We start from the raw sequence: 12,857 nt of genomic DNA on the forward strand, positions 1-12,857 counted from the left end.
CGCTAACTCTTGTTCGCAGGACGGCGGCCGCGGCCGAGCGAAATCACCCGGTCCTTGGCTTCCAGAAGCTTCGTAACTTTTGCCCCCAGAGATAGTAATGTTGCGAGGCGCTCGGTTTCAAGTTGTTTTACGTCTTCGTACCAATGCGTCAGCTGCTCGATCAGCCCGTGCATCTCGCCCATGCGCTGCTGGGCATATCGCTCGTGGTCGCTCGCCGGCCGCTGCATGAGAATTTCGCGCAGCACGGAGAGGGTCGGATCGACCTCGCGCTTCTTGCGCTCTTCGGCAAGCGTGCGCAGGATCAGCCAGACGTCATCAGGGGTCGAGAAGAAATCGCGGCGGTCATCCGGCTTGTGCTTCATCAGCACAAGGTTCCACGCCTGCAGCTCGCGCAGGCTCATCGACACGTTCGAGCGCGAGATGCCGAGCGCATCGACGATGTCTTCGGCGCAGAGCGGCTCGGGCGAGACGTAAAGCAGCGCGTAGATCTGGCCGACGGTGCGGTTGATCCCCCAGCGCGAGCCCATCTCGCCGAAATGCAGAACGAAGGATTGAACGAGTGGCGGAAGGTTCATGACGGTGATTTCCGTAATGTCTGTGATTTCAGAAATTTCTGAAATCACTATATTCCACTTTTCGCTCCGCACAATCGGCGGCACCCGCCTGCGTCAATTTGTTCAGAGATGCGTGTAAGCGGTGTGACGGCCTAAAACGCGGCGCGCTTGTCGTATCTGGCGAGGCGCGAGAGGAGATAATCGACCTCGGCTCTTGCCTTGTCGCTGATGGCGCTCGCTGGCTTGCGCTGCGCGTCGCTGGCGATCGCGCCGCGCTTCTGCAGCACATATTTGCGCACGGCAAGGCCGACGCCCTGCTGCTGTTCGTAGCGCACCAGCGGCAGATGGGCGTCGAAAAGATCATGCGCCTCGTCGCGCCTGCCTTCCTGCTGCAGGCGGACGACATCGGCCAGCATGTCGGGGAAGGCATAGCCGGTCATCGCGCCATCGGCGCCGCGTTCCATCTCGAAATCGAGGAACAGCCCGCCATTGCCGCAGAGAATGGAGATATCCCGCATCTCGCCGGCCTTCTGTGCGGCTCGAAGCTTGGAAATCTTCTCCAGCCCCGGCCAGTCCTCATGCTTGAGCATGACGCAGGAGGCGTGATTGTTGACGATCTTCTGGATGACGCCAGGGGTCATCACCACGGTCAGCGTCAACGGATAGTCCTGGATGACGAAGGGAATGTCCTCGCCGATCGCTTCGACGGCCTGTGCATAGTAGCCGATGATCTGGTCGTCGGTACGCAAAGCCGGTGGAGGGGCGATCATCACGCCGGCGGCGCCGAGATCCATGACGCCGCGCGCAAGTGAACGCATCGCCGCAAAACCGGGCGCCGAGACGCCGACGATGATGGGTACGCCGGCGCGGCTGACCACCTGGCGGGTGATCGCCAGCGATTCCTCCGGTTCCAGCTTCGGCGCCTCGCCCATGATGCCGAGAATGGTCAGGCCGGTGACGCCGCATTCGAGATAGAAATCCGTCAGGCGATCGACCGAGACCGTATCGAGCCGTCCATCCGGATGAAATGGCGTGGCGGCAATGGCGTAAACGCCCTTGGCAGTATGGTCGAGCTTCATCTGGATCCTCCTCGTTTTGCGCGAGCTTAGGTAGGCTGGCCAAGGCGATCAACCGAAATAGCCGTTTTGCTCCATCAATGACGCCGGGCTCTGTTGCAGGCCGGGCCCGGCGCCGCTAAGACGGTAAGGGTTCTCACATCTGGATATTCTCACATGTTCGATATCATCTGGCGCGGCATCGTGATCGGCATCGGTGCGACCGTTCTCATGGACATCTGGGCGATCGTTCTGCACCGCTTCTTCGGGCAGAGCGCCGCCAACTGGGCGCCGGTCGGACGCTGGTTCTACCACCTCAAGAACGGCAAGGTGTTTCACGACAGCATCGGCAATGCGGCGCCCTACGAGCATGAACTGGCGCTCGGCTGGATTGGCCATTACCTCACCGGCATCGTCTACGGTCTGGCGCTCGCCATCATCATGGGCTCGGCCTGGCTTGCCGAACCGACCTTCATCCCGGCCTGGATTCTCGGTATCGTCACCGTTGGCGCCGGCTGGTTCCTGCTGCAGCCCGGTCTCGGCATCGGCTGGGCGGCGTCGAAGACGCCGAACCCGGCCAAGGCACGCGCCATGAACCTGATTGCCCACACGGTCTTTGCGATCGGGCTCTATGGAACGGCGCTGCTGATCCGCTAGCGGCCGGAGGCGTCATGAGGCCTATCTTCGTCATCGGCATCGGGACCGGCAATCCCGACCACGTCACCATTCAGGCGATCAATGCCATGAAGGGTGCCGATTGCGTCTTCATCCCCACCAAGGGGGCGAAGAAGGAGGAGCTTGCGAGCGTACGCCGCGAGATCTGCGAGCGCTATCTCGATGCGGGAAAGACGAAGACGATCGAGTTTGCCGTGCCGCAGCGGCAGACCGAGGGAAAGAGTTACGTCCAGAGTGTCGATGAATGGCATGCGGCCATCGCTGCGACTTATGCCTCGATGATCGGCGATCTCGGCGAAAACGAAGTCGCGGCCTTTCTGGTCTGGGGCGATCCCAGCCTCTATGACAGCACCCTGCGCATCCTCGAGCGGATCCGTGGCAGCATCGCCTTCGAGGTGACGGTCATTCCGGGGATTACCAGCATCCAGGCGCTTGCCGCCAGCCACAAGATCCCGGTCAATCTCGTCGGCAAGCCGGTCGAGATCACCACCGGGCGTCGGCTTGCCGACGAGGGACTGACTGCCGACAGCACCGTCGTGATGCTGGACGGGATCCAGGCGTTTTCGCAGATCGACGATCCGGATGCGGAGATCTTCTGGGGGGCATATCTTGGCACTGCCGACGAAATCATCCATTCCGGCCGCCTTGGCGACGTTTCGGACGAGATCGTCAGAATGCGTGTCGCGGCGCGCGAGCGGCATGGATGGATCATGGATATCTATCTGCTGCGCAAGGGGCGCGACTTCGAGGCGTGAGCGGCTTTGCCGAGATCGCCGTCATCCTGTAAGGACAGGTGATGGAAGGGTGTGCCATGGCTGCGGCCGGTAACAGACAATTGCAGGAAACGGCGGTTGCGGGGCTTCGCCGCGGCGCCTGCCCGACGCTTGCCGCGCCGATGCAGACCGGTGACGGTCTGCTCGTCCGTCTGCGCCCGGCCGGCGGTGCCCTGACCGTTGCACAGCTCAAGGCGCTGGCAAGTGCGGCGGCATCCTGTGGCAACGGTATCCTTGAAATCACCGCCCGCGGCAATCTGCAGGTCCGCGGCTTGCGACCCGATAGCGTTGGCACTCTCGCCTTGGCGATCGATGCCGCTGGTATCGTGGTTCCGCCCGGCCCTGCAATCGAGCTTTCGCCGCTGCATGGCATAGACAGCGCGGAACTTGGCGATGCGGCTGCGCTGGAAGCGCAGTTGCGCAGCACTCTTGCCGGCAAACTGCAATCAGTCGAGATCGCGCCCAAGCTTGCTATCCTGGTCGATGGCCGCGGCGGGTTCTGTCTTGACCATCTGAGCGCCGATATCCGCATCGTCGCGCTTGCGGATTACAACTGGTTAGTAACAGTCGGCGGCACCACGCGGATGGCGCGGCCTGTGTTTTCAGGTGGTGTCGACGGGGTCGTGGCTGCCGTCGGGTATATCCTCGACATCCTGATCGCGACCGGCCGTCATAGCCGTGCCCGCGATATCGATATCGAAACGTTGCGCACGGCCTTTCGCGATGCTCCGCAGACCATATCCCTTTCACCTTCGCGCGCACCGGTGCCGGGCATTCTCGCCTTGCCGGATGGAAGGGCCGTTCTCGGCCTGCGTCCGCGATTGGGCCAGATGCGGGCAGATGCGCTGACGGCCTTCCTGGCGGATCTTGCCGATGAACTCGAGATCCGGCTGGCGCCCGACCGGCAGCTTTTTCTCACCGGCCTTGTCGCGACAGACGCCGAGGCGCTCGCAGTTCGCGCAGGTAGTTACGGTTTCACCGCCGACCCGCTCGATCCATCTGCCAATATCGCAGCCTGCGCCGGCGCGGGCGCCTGCGCATCGGGTTTCTACGACACGCGAAAGCTTGCCGCCCGGATCATAGATACCGCCCCGGATTTGCTGGATGGATCTCTGACGGTGCATCTGTCGGGCTGCGCAAAGGGCTGCGCCTATCCGCAGGCGGCACTGACGTTCGCTGGACGCGGAAATGCCTATGCCTTTTCCCTGAACGGCAAGGCCGGTGACCCGCCGGATGCAACGATTGCTGGCGGCGGGATCGAATCCGCTATAGAGAGGCTCGCCCAGCTTGCCGGAACAGAACGGCGGGCCGGAGAAACGGTGGCTGCCTGCCTTCAGCGGCTTGGCGCCAGCACCATCGCGAAAGCGCTGCAACAGGACTAGGGATGCCAGACTACGATTACATCCGCGAAGGAGACGCGATCTACGAGCGCTCTTTCGCGATCATCCGCAACGAAGCCGATCTGTCGCGATTTGCGCCTGACGAGGCCGATGTGGCGGTCCGCATGATCCATGCCTGCGGGCTGGTGGAAGCGGCTGCACATTTCGACTTCGCCCCCGGTTTCGTCCAGGCGGCCCGCGCGGCTCTGCAGTCCGGCGCGCCGGTTTTCTGCGATGCGGAAATGGTCTCCCATGGCATTACCCGCGCCCGGCTTCCGGCGGGCAACGAGGTGATCTGCACGTTGCGCGATCCGCGCACGCCCGATCTAGCCAAAGCCAAGGGAAACACGCGCTCGGCAGCGGCGATCGAACTCTGGCGCGACCGGCTGGGGGGCAGCGTCGTCGCGATCGGCAATGCACCGACGGCCCTCTTTTATCTCCTGGAATTGCTTCGTGACGGCGGCCCGAAGCCTGCGGCCATCCTCGGCATGCCTGTCGGCTTTGTCGGCGCGGCGGAATCCAAGGATGCACTGGCCGAGAATTCCTATGGCGTGCCCTATGCGATCGTGCGCGGCCGGCTTGGTGGCAGTGCAATGACGGCGGCTGCGGTCAACGCGCTGGCGAGGCCCGGACTATGAGCGCTCCCGGCCGTCTGATCGGCGTCGGCACCGGACCGGGCGACCCGGAATTGCTGACCATCAAGGCCGCCAAGGCGATCGAGGCGGCTGATGTCATCGCCTATTTCGCCAAGCAGGGGCGCAGCGGAAACGGGCGTGCCATCGTGCAGCATCTGATTTCCGCAAGCGCGGAGCTTCTGCCGCTCTATTATCCTGTCACCACCGAAATCGATAAGGGCGAGACGGCCTATCAGAGCCAGATCACTGCCTTCTACGACGCGTCGGCCGCAGCCGTCGCCGCTCGTCTCGATGCCGGAAAGACCGTCGCCGTCCTCAGCGAGGGCGATCCGATGTTTTATGGTTCCTACATGCATCTGCATGTGCGGCTGGCGCATCGCTATCCGGCCGAGGTGATCCCCGGCATTACCGCCATGTCCGGCTGCTGGTCGGTCGCGGGCATGCCGATCGTCCAGGGCGACGACGTGCTGTCAGTTCTTCCGGGCACGATGGCGGAAGCGGAACTGACCCGCAGGCTGGCCGACACGCAAGCCGCCGTCATCATGAAGGTCGGCCGCAATTTGCCGAAGATCCGGCGGGCGCTGAAGGCAGCCGGCCGGTTGCGCGAAGCGGTCTATGTCGAGCGCGGCACGATGGCTAATGCGGCGATGATCAAGCTCGCCGAACGGCCGGATGGCGAAGCGCCGTATTTCTCGCTGGTGCTCGTGCCCGGCTGGGAGGCGAACCGATGAGCGGCAGGCTCTATGTGATCGGCACGGGTCCCGGCAATCCGGACCAGATGACCCCGGAAGCGGCACGCGCCGTTGCCGTTTCGACCGATTTCTTCGGCTATGGTCCCTATCTCGACCGCATATCCTATGAGCCGCACCAGACGCGCCACGCCTCCGACAATCGGGAAGAACTGGATCGTGCCGCGGCCGCGCTGACGATGGCCGCCGAAGGACGGACGGTCTGCGTCGTTTCCGGCGGCGATCCCGGTGTTTTTGCCATGGCTGCCGCTCTTTGCGAAGCGATCGACAAGGGCGATCCCGCATGGCGCGCCGTCGATCTCGTCGTTCTGCCCGGCATCACTGCCATGCTGGCAGTCGCTGCGCGCACAGGCGCGCCGCTGGGCCACGATTTCTGTGCCATCTCGCTGTCGGACAATCTGAAACCCTGGGAGATCATCGAAAAGCGGCTGGCGCTTGCGGCGCAGGCTGGCTTCGTGATCGCACTCTATAATCCGATCAGCAGGGCGCGGCCCTGGCAACTCGGACGGGCCTTCGAGCTGTTGCGCCGGGAGTTGCCCGGTACAACGCCTGTCATCTTCGGCCGCGCGGCCGGAAGGCCCGATGAGCGCATCGTGGTCCAGCCGCTCACGACCGCCGACGCCGCGGTTGCAGATATGGCAACCTGTGTGATTATCGGCTCGCCGGAGACCCGCATCATCGCCCGGGACGGCAAATCCGATCTTGTCTATACGCCACGCTTCATGGCCGGAGAAAGCCGGTGATCGATCGCCGCCAGCGCCTCCGCGAGAGTCTCGACCGTTTCGATTGCGGGCGCTGCGGCACGGCCGATCATGAAGACGTCGATCCCAAGAATGCGCGCCGCCTCGATCTTGGCGTAGGTGGCGTCACCACCACTGTTCTTGGCGACGATCGCATCGATCCGATATTCCCGAAGAAGCGCCAGTTCGGCATCGAGCACGAAGGGGCCGCGATCGAGGATGAAGGTAGCGTAGCCCAGCGCCAAAGACGGGGTCACCGGATCGACGCTTCTGACAAGATAGAAATGCTGCGCCGCCGCCTCGGCCGCATGCGCCTCCTGGCGTCCGGTAGCCAGAAAGACGCGGCGTGGTACTGTGCCGAGCGCCGCAATTGCGGCCGGGATGGTAGAGAGCTGGATCCAGCGGTCGCCGGGCTCTTCGCGCCACTGCGGACGGCGCAGCGCAATGGCCGGAACGCCGGATATCCGCGCAGCCTCGGCGGCATTTGCCGAGATGCGCGCGGCAAACGGATGGGTCGCGTCGACAAGCAGATCGAATTTTCCCTCGGCAAGGAATGCCGCGAGACCTTCGGCGCCGCCGAATCCGCCGATGCGGACAGAAACCGGCTGTTCGGACGGTTTTTCGGTTCTTCCGGCCAGCGACAGCAGGATATCGAGCCCGTCACGATCGCGAAGAGCGGTCGCCAGCGCGCGCGCCTCGCTCGTCCCGCCCAAAATCAGAACCCGGTATGCCGCCATGTCTGATCTGCCATCCCGATCCGAAAAGCCCTGGCTGACCATTATCGGTATCGGCGAGGATGGTCCAGATGGGCTGGGCGAAGAGGCAAAGCGTCTGATCACAGGCGCGCCGGTGGTTTACGGCGGGGCGCGGCATCACGCGCTGATGGACGGTTTGATCTCCGGTGAGCGGCGGGTCTGGCAGAGCCCGTTCGAGCGCTCGGTCGAAGACATTGTTGCGCATAGGGGCACGCCCGTCGTCGTTCTCGCATCGGGCGATCCCTTTCTCTACGGCGTCGGCGCAACGCTGTCCCGGCGCATCGGCGCTGGCGAGATGCGCGTGATCCCGGCGCCTTCGGCATTCAGTCTTGCCGCATCGCGGCTCGGCTGGCCGCTGCAGGACGCCGCGGCAATCTCGCTTCACGGCCGCCCGGTCGAGCTAATCCTGCCCCATCTGCACGACGGGCGCCGGATCATTGCGCTGACCTCCGACGAGAATGGCCCGGCAGCCATCGCGGCGCTGCTGACCGGTATCGGCTTCGGCCGCTCGCGCCTGACCGTTCTGGAAGCCCTCGGCGGCGAGCGCGAGCGTGTCCGCGCGGCGACCGCGGCCGAGTTTGCGCTTGAGGGTATCGATCCGTTGAATGTCTGCGCGATCGAGGTCGTGGCGGACAAGGCTGCCCGCATCATCTCCTTTGCAAGCGGCCTTGACGATGCGCTGTTCGAGCATGACGGCCAGATCACCAAGCGCGAGATCCGCGCGGTGACGCTGTCTGCGCTGGCGCCGCGCCATAGCGAATTGTTGTGGGATATCGGCGCCGGATCCGGCTCTGTCGGCATCGAGTGGATGCTCTGTGACCCGTCGCTGAAAGCGATCGCCATCGAGCAGTCGCCGGAACGCGCCGCGCGCGCGGCGCGCAATGCAACGGCGCTTGGCGTGCCGCATCTGGCCCTTATCGAAGGTGCGGCGCCGGCTGCCCTTGCCGGCCTGCCGGAACCGGATGCGATCTTCATCGGCGGCGGCGGAAGCGAGCCGGGTGTCCTGGAAGCGGCGATCGCGGCCCTGAAGCCCGGCGGCCGACTGGTTGCCAATGCCGTGACGCTGGAGATGGAAGCCTTGCTGCTATCCGAATATGCAAAACGCGGCGGCTCGCTCACCCGCCTCGATATTTCCCGCGCAGCGGCTGTCGGCACGATGAGCGGCTGGCGCCCGGCTATGCCGGTCACGCAATGGCGCTGGATAAAGGATCAGGAATGACCGTACATTTCATCGGTGCCGGGCCAGGTGCCGCCGACCTCATCACCGTTCGCGGCCGCGATCTGATCGCGAAATGCCCGGTCTGCCTCTATGCGGGATCGATCGTCTCGCCGGAACTGCTGCAATATTGCCCGCCCGGCGCCCGGATCGTCGATACCGCGCCGATGTCGCTCGACGAGATCGAGGCGGAATATCTTCGGGCTGCCGATGCGGGCGAAGATGTCGCCCGCCTGCATTCCGGCGATCTCTCCGTCTGGAGCGCTGTCGCCGAGCAGATCCGCCGCCTGGAAAAGCATAGTATCGGCTACACAATGACGCCGGGTGTTCCGGCCTTTGCCGCCGCCGCCTCTGCGCTCGGCCGTGAATTGACGATCCCGGCGGTTGCGCAGAGCCTTGTGCTGACGCGCGTCTCCGGCCGCGCATCGCCGATGCCGAATGGCGAAACGCTGGAGAAATTCGGGGCGACGGGCTCGACGCTCGCCATTCACCTGGCGATCCATGCCTTGCCGCAGGTCGTGGCCGAGCTGACGCCCCTTTATGGCGCCGATTGCCCGGTTGCGATCGTCGTCAAGGCATCTTGGCCGGATGAGCGGATCATTCGCGGCACGCTTGGCGATATCGAGGCGAAGGTTGCCGCTGAACCGATCGAACGGACGGCGATCATCTTCGCCGGTCCGTCCCTGTCAGCAAGCGATTTTCGTGAGAGCTCGCTCTACGATCCGGCCTACCAGCGCCGCTTCCGCGGCCGCGAAACGCTCTAGACCGCCGACGCGAGGTAATCCATGCTCTGGCGCAGCGCTGCAGCCGGGTCCTGCAAGCCGTGGACTTCCGGGGAGAAGGGCTCGAAGGAGCAAGGACCCGTGTATCCCGCCTGCAGCAGCGAACGTACCTGACCGGCATTGTCGAGCCGATCGGCTGACGTCACCAGAACCCGGTGCGGATCGCGCATGTCCGATACGGTCACCTTGGCGTCGTCGACGCCGGAAATGTGGATCAGCCCGGTGAGATCAGGGAAGATCGCGGCCTCGCCGGCGAGGTGATGATGGAACGTGTCATGCACCAGCTTGAAGCTGCCTTCGGCGCCGAGTTCACGGATCGCCTCGGCAGCCTCGGTCTTCGAGCTCAGCGAGCAGATCTCGAAGCCGAGCGGCTCGACGAGACCGGTGATCCCGGCTGCATCCAGCATCGGCTTCAGAGCGGTGAGCGACTGGCGCAGATTGGCCTGACGTGCGCCATCCTCGCGGCCGGTGCCGTCATTTTTCGGAACCAGCACCAGTGCCTTGGCGCCGCATGCTGTGGCGTAGTCGATGAGTTCCCGGGCTTCGGCGGCGCGGGTGTCGTTCCACTCGTTGAAGCGCTGCAGGGCGTTGATCGAGATGATCGTCACGCCATGGCGCGCAGCCGCCGCCTTGATCGCGGACGGCTGCGTTCCGTCGAGAATGGCGTTTCCATCGAGGTCGTTACGGATCTCAACCGCATCGATGCCGAGGCTCTTTGCCAGCGCGAAGAAATCGTCGATGCCAAGTTTCGGCGCGGCCATATGGTTCAGCGCGTAGCGAATGGATGTCATATGTGGGTCCTCCCGGGGCGCGCTTGCGGTACGCAAGTGCGGATCAATGGTCGATCGAATCTCTATCTGAAATTCGAAGCGCCGCTAGCGGCAGAAGGTCGTCCGTCTCCATCATCTTTGATAGAATTTCAACGGAAATGATGGAATTCCATCATTCTAGATATTCTCGGGGATGTAGATCTCGAGCGGCAGAAAAGTCTGGCCGGCGCTCCCCGCTTCCCCGGTTTCGATTGCCGTGGTCATCTGGGTGATCAGCTCGCGGCAAAGTGCCGGCAGCGGTGTGCTGATCGCCATGGTCACCGTGCCGTCCATCAGGCCCTCCTTGCTCTCGGGAACGAGTTCGTTGACGATCAGCGCCACTTCGCCGGTGCGCTTCTCCTCGCGGATGGCCGCAATCGCCCCCTCCATGCCGCCGCCGCAGACATAGAGGCCGGCAAGATCGGGATGTTTCTGCAGCAACGTCGACGTCGCCTCGTGGGTGATCTCGACCGTATCGAGATTGATCAATGTCTCGAGCAGATCGAATTCCGGCGCCTCCTCGCGGAAATAGGAGCGGAAGCCCATTTCGCGCAGTTCGTGGCCATGGAAGCGATGGCTGCCGACGAAGCAGGCGACCTTTCCGGGCTTCCGGGCCGTGCGGGCGATCGTCCAGGCTGCCGAGCGCCCGACCTTGCGGTTGTCGAGGCCGAGATAGCCGGCGCGCACGCCCTCCGCGAAGTCGGAAAGGACGGTGAAAACCGGAATACCCTTCTGCTTCAGCTCCTCGACGGCGGCCGTCACCGCCGGATAATCGGGCGCCACCATGGCCACCGCCTGATTACGGGCCGTCAGGCTCCTGAGCTTCTCGATGATGGCGGCAGGGGTCGAGGCGGGGGGGTAATCGATCTGAACCTGCAGCCGTGCCGTGGTGCAGGCCGCAGCCGCAAGCTCGATCTCGCGGGCAAAGGCCTGGTAGAAGGATTGCATCGGCTTCTGCAGCAGAAAGGCCAGCTGATAGCGCGGCAGGTCCTCGAACACCCGCTGCCGGATGAGGCCGACCGCGTGGTAACCGATCGACTGCGCCGCGTCATAGACCCGGCGCGCCGTCTCCTCGCGCACCTTATGCCTGCCGTTCAACACGCGATCGACGGTCGCGACACTGACGCCGGAGCTGCGGGCAAGATCGGAAATGGTTGGCCGGCGCATCGTTCTTCCTGATGGATTCCATCACGAATGAAAGTCAGTCGTGATGCGTTTTGATAGAATATATCAAGACTGCATTGAGCCCGGCGCAAAGTCAACTTAACCTTCATCGCAGCCAAGGAGCGGCGGGAGGCAAGAATGACCGAGACGATGAAACGCGATTATAGCCTGCTGGGCGAGAGCAGCCGCCGGGCGGTTGAGACTGGGCTTGCCGCGGCCGAATGGTATCACACCGAAGTGTCGCGCAAGGAGATGAAGGCGCTGATGCAGCGCTCCGATGCGGCAGCGATCCGCGACACGGTCATCTGGCTCGGCAGCATGGTGATCTTCGCCGGCCTCGGCATCTATTTCTGGGGCTCGTGGCTCTGCGTGCCCTTTTTCCTCGCCTACGGCGTGCTCTACGGTTCGGCGTCGGACAGCCGCTGGCACGAGTGTGGTCATGGCACGGCATTCAAGACGCGCTGGATGAACGACGCCGTCTATCAGATCGCCTGTTTCATGATCATGCGCAATCCGGTGACCTGGCGCTGGAGCCATACGCGCCATCACACCGATACCGTCATCGTCGGCCGCGACCCTGAAATCGCTGTGATGCGCCCGCCGGATCTCTTCCGGCTGATCCTCAATTTCTTCGGCATTCTCGACGCCGGTTATGCTGTCATCGATATGCTGCGCAACGCCTGCGGTGTCATCAGCGCGGCCGAGAAAACCTTTATTCCGGAGATGGAACAGCCGAAAACGATCCAGGTGGCGCGCATCTGGCTGGCGATCTATGTCGTGACCATCGCGCTCGCGGTCTATCTGGGCTCGTTCCTGCCTTTGATGCTGATTGGTCTGCCGCGTCTCTACGGTGCATGGCACCATGTGCTGACCGGTCTGCTGCAGCATGGCGGCCTTGCCGACAATGTCATCGATCACCGGCTGAACAGCCGCACCGTCTACATGAACCCGATCAGCCGCTTCATCTACTGGAACATGAACTATCACGTCGAGCATCACATGTTCCCGATGGTGCCCTATCATGCGCTGCCGCAGCTGCACGCGATGATCAAACACGATCTTCCTGCGCCGAACGCCTCGATGTGGTCGGGCTACAAGGAAATGATCCCGGCCTTCCTGCGCCAACTGCGCAACGAGGACTATTTCCTGAAGCGCGAACTGCCGCAGACGGCACGGCCCTATCGCGAGGAGTTCCACGGCGAGCTCGCCCCCGCAGCACAATGAACGATATATCTGGGAGGAAAGAACATGAGCGGAAACTGGATCGAAGTCTGCGCGGTCGATGATATCGATGAGGAGGATGTCATCCGCTTCGATCACGACGGCAAAACCTTCGCGGTCTATCGCAGCCCCGACGACGAGTTCTTTGCGACGGACGGGCTCTGCACGCACGAGCGCATTCACCTCGCGGATGGTCTGGTGATGGACGACATCATTGAATGTCCGAAACATAACGGCCGCTTCAGCTATAAGACAGGCGAGGCCAAAGGAGCTCCCGTCTGCGTCAACCTGAAGACCTATCCGGTCAAGGTCGAAGGCGGCGCCGTCTTCATCTCTCTCTAGGAGGCTCC

The 12,857-nt window shown here is 63.3% G+C and carries 15 protein-coding genes; 10 read left to right on the forward strand and 5 right to left on the reverse strand.

The window, feature by feature from the left end; translation table 11 throughout:
* Positions 1-2: 2 nt before the first annotated feature.
* Both AC1DV9_RS03495 and AC1DV9_RS03500 read right to left on the reverse strand, forming a co-directional pair.
* Entirely contained in the window at positions 3-575 is a 573-nt protein-coding gene (locus AC1DV9_RS03495) for a GbsR/MarR family transcriptional regulator (RefSeq protein ID WP_112388886.1), read from the reverse strand.
* 131 nt (positions 576-706) lie between these two features.
* Positions 707-1,633, reverse strand: a complete 927-nt coding sequence (locus AC1DV9_RS03500) for a dihydrodipicolinate synthase family protein (protein WP_477946219.1) — start codon at positions 1,631-1,633, stop codon at positions 707-709.
* A gap of 153 nt (positions 1,634-1,786) precedes the next feature.
* Between AC1DV9_RS03500 and AC1DV9_RS03505 the strand changes: the two genes are divergently transcribed.
* The 6 genes from AC1DV9_RS03505 to AC1DV9_RS03530 are packed head-to-tail and all read left to right on the forward strand — an operon-like array spanning position 1,787 to position 6,563.
* Complete coding sequence (locus AC1DV9_RS03505) at positions 1,787-2,266, forward strand: DUF2938 domain-containing protein (RefSeq protein WP_477946221.1); 480 nt, start codon at positions 1,787-1,789, stop codon at positions 2,264-2,266.
* A 14-nt stretch (positions 2,267-2,280) separates the two neighbouring features.
* Positions 2,281-3,039, forward strand: a complete 759-nt coding sequence (cobF, locus tag AC1DV9_RS03510; RefSeq protein WP_477946223.1) for a precorrin-6A synthase (deacetylating) — start codon at positions 2,281-2,283, stop codon at positions 3,037-3,039.
* A 56-nt stretch (positions 3,040-3,095) separates the two neighbouring features.
* A complete protein-coding gene (cobG, locus tag AC1DV9_RS03515) occupies positions 3,096-4,439 on the forward strand; it encodes a precorrin-3B synthase (protein WP_477946225.1) in 1,344 nt (447 codons plus the stop codon).
* A 2-nt stretch (positions 4,440-4,441) separates the two neighbouring features.
* Entirely contained in the window at positions 4,442-5,074 is a 633-nt protein-coding gene (locus tag AC1DV9_RS03520) for a precorrin-8X methylmutase (protein ID WP_112388891.1), read from the forward strand.
* Positions 5,071-5,802 carry a precorrin-2 C(20)-methyltransferase gene (locus AC1DV9_RS03525; RefSeq protein ID WP_477946227.1) on the forward strand — a complete coding sequence of 244 codons (732 nt, stop codon included), beginning with the start codon at positions 5,071-5,073 and terminating at the stop codon, positions 5,800-5,802. Before AC1DV9_RS03520 ends, AC1DV9_RS03525 begins: the two co-directional genes overlap by 4 nt.
* Positions 5,799-6,563, forward strand: coding sequence for a precorrin-3B C(17)-methyltransferase (locus tag AC1DV9_RS03530; RefSeq protein ID WP_477946229.1), 765 nt, complete (start codon positions 5,799-5,801; stop codon positions 6,561-6,563). Before AC1DV9_RS03525 ends, AC1DV9_RS03530 begins: the two co-directional genes overlap by 4 nt.
* Here AC1DV9_RS03530 and AC1DV9_RS03535 read toward each other — a convergent pair.
* Positions 6,527-7,297, reverse strand: a complete 771-nt coding sequence (locus tag AC1DV9_RS03535; protein ID WP_477946231.1) for a cobalt-precorrin-6A reductase — start codon at positions 7,295-7,297, stop codon at positions 6,527-6,529. The genes AC1DV9_RS03530 and AC1DV9_RS03535 overlap by 37 nt on opposite strands.
* Here AC1DV9_RS03535 and cbiE point away from each other — a divergent pair.
* Positions 7,296-8,534, forward strand: a complete 1,239-nt coding sequence (gene cbiE, locus AC1DV9_RS03540) for a precorrin-6y C5,15-methyltransferase (decarboxylating) subunit CbiE (RefSeq protein WP_477946233.1) — start codon at positions 7,296-7,298, stop codon at positions 8,532-8,534. The two genes, AC1DV9_RS03535 and cbiE, sit on opposite strands and share 2 nt — an antisense overlap.
* Complete coding sequence (gene cobM, locus AC1DV9_RS03545) at positions 8,531-9,295, forward strand: precorrin-4 C(11)-methyltransferase (RefSeq protein WP_477946234.1); 765 nt, start codon at positions 8,531-8,533, stop codon at positions 9,293-9,295. The genes cbiE and cobM overlap by 4 nt, the downstream gene beginning before the upstream one ends.
* Here cobM and AC1DV9_RS03550 read toward each other — a convergent pair.
* Positions 9,292-10,104, reverse strand: coding sequence for a TIM barrel protein (locus tag AC1DV9_RS03550; RefSeq protein WP_477946236.1), 813 nt, complete (start codon positions 10,102-10,104; stop codon positions 9,292-9,294). The genes cobM and AC1DV9_RS03550 overlap by 4 nt on opposite strands.
* Before the next feature lie 156 nt (positions 10,105-10,260).
* Positions 10,261-11,289, reverse strand: a complete 1,029-nt coding sequence (locus tag AC1DV9_RS03555) for a LacI family DNA-binding transcriptional regulator (protein WP_477946238.1) — start codon at positions 11,287-11,289, stop codon at positions 10,261-10,263.
* A gap of 135 nt (positions 11,290-11,424) precedes the next feature.
* Here AC1DV9_RS03555 and AC1DV9_RS03560 point away from each other — a divergent pair, with 135 nt between their 5' ends.
* Complete coding sequence (locus AC1DV9_RS03560; protein ID WP_477946240.1) at positions 11,425-12,510, forward strand: fatty acid desaturase family protein; 1,086 nt, start codon at positions 11,425-11,427, stop codon at positions 12,508-12,510.
* Between the two features lie 24 nt (positions 12,511-12,534).
* Positions 12,535-12,849, forward strand: a complete 315-nt coding sequence (locus AC1DV9_RS03565; protein WP_477946242.1) for a MocE family 2Fe-2S type ferredoxin — start codon at positions 12,535-12,537, stop codon at positions 12,847-12,849.
* Positions 12,850-12,857: the final 8 nt, after the last annotated feature.

This window comes from Rhizobium sp. 01L410, assembly GCF_056400165.1.

Excerpts from the sequence above, each read along its gene's own strand:
- AC1DV9_RS03550 (WP_477946236.1), bottom strand. The coding sequence starts at position 10,104 with ATGACATCCATTCGCTACGCGCTGAACCATATGGCCGCGCCGAAACTT.
- AC1DV9_RS03505 (WP_477946221.1), top strand. The coding sequence starts at position 1,787 with ATGTTCGATATCATCTGGCGCGGCATCGTGATCGGCATCGGTGCGACC.
- AC1DV9_RS03555 (WP_477946238.1), bottom strand. The coding sequence starts at position 11,289 with ATGCGCCGGCCAACCATTTCCGATCTTGCCCGCAGCTCCGGCGTCAGT.
- AC1DV9_RS03535 (WP_477946231.1), bottom strand. The coding sequence starts at position 7,297 with ATGGCGGCATACCGGGTTCTGATTTTGGGCGGGACGAGCGAGGCGCGC.
- AC1DV9_RS03495 (WP_112388886.1), bottom strand. The coding sequence starts at position 575 with ATGAACCTTCCGCCACTCGTTCAATCCTTCGTTCTGCATTTCGGCGAG.
- cobG (WP_477946225.1), top strand. The coding sequence starts at position 3,096 with ATGGCTGCGGCCGGTAACAGACAATTGCAGGAAACGGCGGTTGCGGGG.
- cbiE (WP_477946233.1), top strand. The coding sequence starts at position 7,296 with ATGTCTGATCTGCCATCCCGATCCGAAAAGCCCTGGCTGACCATTATC.
- AC1DV9_RS03500 (WP_477946219.1), bottom strand. The coding sequence starts at position 1,633 with ATGAAGCTCGACCATACTGCCAAGGGCGTTTACGCCATTGCCGCCACG.
- AC1DV9_RS03525 (WP_477946227.1), top strand. The coding sequence starts at position 5,071 with ATGAGCGCTCCCGGCCGTCTGATCGGCGTCGGCACCGGACCGGGCGAC.
- cobM (WP_477946234.1), top strand. The coding sequence starts at position 8,531 with ATGACCGTACATTTCATCGGTGCCGGGCCAGGTGCCGCCGACCTCATC.
- AC1DV9_RS03530 (WP_477946229.1), top strand. The coding sequence starts at position 5,799 with ATGAGCGGCAGGCTCTATGTGATCGGCACGGGTCCCGGCAATCCGGAC.
- AC1DV9_RS03520 (WP_112388891.1), top strand. The coding sequence starts at position 4,442 with ATGCCAGACTACGATTACATCCGCGAAGGAGACGCGATCTACGAGCGC.
- cobF (WP_477946223.1), top strand. The coding sequence starts at position 2,281 with ATGAGGCCTATCTTCGTCATCGGCATCGGGACCGGCAATCCCGACCAC.
- AC1DV9_RS03560 (WP_477946240.1), top strand. The coding sequence starts at position 11,425 with ATGACCGAGACGATGAAACGCGATTATAGCCTGCTGGGCGAGAGCAGC.
- AC1DV9_RS03565 (WP_477946242.1), top strand. The coding sequence starts at position 12,535 with ATGAGCGGAAACTGGATCGAAGTCTGCGCGGTCGATGATATCGATGAG.